Origin of the sequence: Streptomyces sp. SID3212, from assembly GCF_009865405.1 — a bacterium.
In the GTDB taxonomy this organism is placed as follows: domain Bacteria; phylum Actinomycetota; class Actinomycetes; order Streptomycetales; family Streptomycetaceae; genus Streptomyces.
Genome location: NZ_WWJY01000150.1, coordinates 1 through 2285 on the forward strand (window position 1 = coordinate 1; position 2285 = coordinate 2285).

The window sequence follows — 2285 nt, forward strand, 5'->3', positions numbered from 1 at the left end:
GCCACACGCCGTCGGTGCCGCCGACCCGGACGAGCGCGGCGGTCGCGCCGGCGTCCGGCAGTCCCGCGAGGGCGGCGCGCAGGGCCGCGGAATCGGGGGCGTGGGCATCGGCCGCGTGGCGCGACCCGTCCACCGTGGCGAGCGCCGCCGGGGCCGGGGGACCCACCGCGATCCCCAGGATCAGTGCGGCGGCCAGGGCGGTTCTGGTACGGGCGTTCATGGCGTGGTCTCCAGGTGAGGGGGCGGGCTGGCCGGCCCTCCTCATCCTGCGGAACCCGGCGTCCCGGCGGATCGCCGGAGCGAGTGGTCCTCGGCGGCTCGATCCCTCGCCGGTACGGGGGAGTCGGCGGCCCGTTCTCCCCCGCCGGAGGGACGGCCGGCGGTGACCAGTCCCGTCTCGTACGCGCGGATGACCGCCTGGATCCGGTCCCGCAGCCCCAACTTCGCCAGCACATGGCCCACATGCGTCTTCACCGTGTGCTCGCTCACGGTGAGTGCGGCGGCGATCTCCGCGTTCGACAGGCCCCGCGCCAGATGGAGGAGCGTCTCGCGCTCCCGGGCCGTCAGGACGCCGAGCCCCGCGCCGGGCGTGACCGCGACCGGCCGGGGCCGCCGTACGTACTCCTCGACCAACCGCCGCGCCACGGACGGCGCCAGCAGGGAGTCGCCCGCCGCCACCACCCGTACCGCGTGCACCAGGTCGTCCCGCCGGACGTCCTTGAGCAGGAAGCCGCTCGCGCCCGCGTGCAGCGCCTCGTACACGTACGCGTCGGAGTCGAAGGTCGTGAGCATGACGGTCCGGCAGCCACCCGCCCGGGTGATGGCCCGGCACGCCTCGATGCCGTCCGTCCCCGGCATCCGGATGTCGAGCAGCGCCACCTCGGGGCGCAGCCGCCGTACGGCCTCGACGGCCGCCGCCCCGTCGCCCGCCTCCGCCACGACCTCGATGTCGGGCTGCGCGTCGAGGATCATCGCGAACCCGCTGCGGACCAGCTCCTGGTCGTCCGCCACCACCACCCGGATCGTCAACGCCCCACCTCCGCCCGGGAGTCTACGAGCGGGAGTCTACGAGCGGCGGGGGGAGCGGACGAGCGGCGCGGGGGCGGGTGCGAGCGGCAGCCGTACCGCCAGCCGGAAGCCTCCGCCCTCCGGACCCGGGCCCGCCGTGACCGTGCCGCCGTGCGCGGTCACCCGTTCGCGGACCCCGACCAGACCGTGTCCCGTGGAGTCGCCGGGGCCGCGCCCGTCGTCGGTGACCGTGACCGCCAAGGCGTCGGGGCCGTACTCCAGCCGGATCAGGACGGAACCGGCGGCGGCGTGCTTGACCACATTGGTCAGCGCCTCCTGGACCACCCGGTAGACCGTGGCCTCCGTGTCGAGCGACAGCGGCCCCGGCGGCCGGCCCACCGTCTCGTACCCGACCTCGATCCCGCCCGCGGCGACCCGCTCCACCAGCGCGGGAAGCTCCGCCAGGGAGGGCTGCGGGTGCAGCGGCGCGGACGGGTCCTCGGCCGGCCCGCCCTCACGGAGCACGCCCAGCATCCGGCGCAGCTGCACCATCGCGTCCCGGCCCGTCTCCGAGATCGCGTCGAACGCCGCCTCGGCACGCTCGGGAGCCGTCCGTACCGTCACCGGACCCGCCTCCGCCTGGACGATCATGATACTGACGGCGTGCGAGAGGATGTCGTGCATCTCCCGGGCGATCCGGGCCCGTTCGCGCGCGGTCGCCTGCTCCGCCTCGATCCGGTTCGTCCGCTCCAGCTGCGCCGCCCGGTCCTCGACGGCCGCCGTGTAGTCCTGGCGGATCCGGGTCAGCCGGCCGAAGCCGTACGCCGCCCCGAAGACGAGCAGCGAGAACAACAGCTCCCTCGCCTCACCGGAGTTGAGCGCGACCGACGGGAAGATGAGCACGAGGGTCAGGGCGGCCGTGGGCAGGCGCCTGCGCGCCGGGGAGAGCGCGGCCACCGTGTAGACCGCCAGCAGAGCGGGGTACGGGAGCGTCTGGCCCGGGCCGTCCCAGGTGACCTCGTACAGGACCTGCGCCGCCAGCACGGCCAGCAGGACGGTGACCGGGGCGCGCCGCCGCCACACCAGCGGCAGGACGCTCAGGCTTGTCAGGCCGTACGCGGGCCAGTCGGCGGGCGGCAGCGAGGCGGCGCGCGGGACGACGAACGGGATGGTGACCGCGGCCTGGACGAGCAGTGCGATGCCGAGGTCCACACCCCACGTGCCCGCCCGGCCGTGGAGCCGGGCCGCCACCCCCGGCCACCGCGTCCCGCCCGCCG

2 protein-coding genes and 1 pseudogene are annotated in these 2285 nt (G+C 75.8%); all 3 read right to left on the reverse strand.

Annotated features, from left to right (window positions below):
• Nucleotides 1-220: pseudogene (locus GT042_RS04275) on the reverse strand (peptidase); the annotation flags it as partial.
• A gap of 41 nt (nt 221-261) precedes the next feature.
• Nucleotides 262-1029, reverse strand: coding sequence for a response regulator transcription factor (locus GT042_RS04280; protein ID WP_161307353.1), 768 nt, complete (start codon nt 1027-1029; stop codon nt 262-264).
• A 36-nt stretch (nt 1030-1065) separates the two neighbouring features.
• Nucleotides 1066-2259, reverse strand: a complete 1194-nt coding sequence (locus GT042_RS04285; protein ID WP_161307354.1) for a sensor histidine kinase — start codon at nt 2257-2259, stop codon at nt 1066-1068.
• Nucleotides 2260-2285 lie beyond the last annotated feature (26 nt).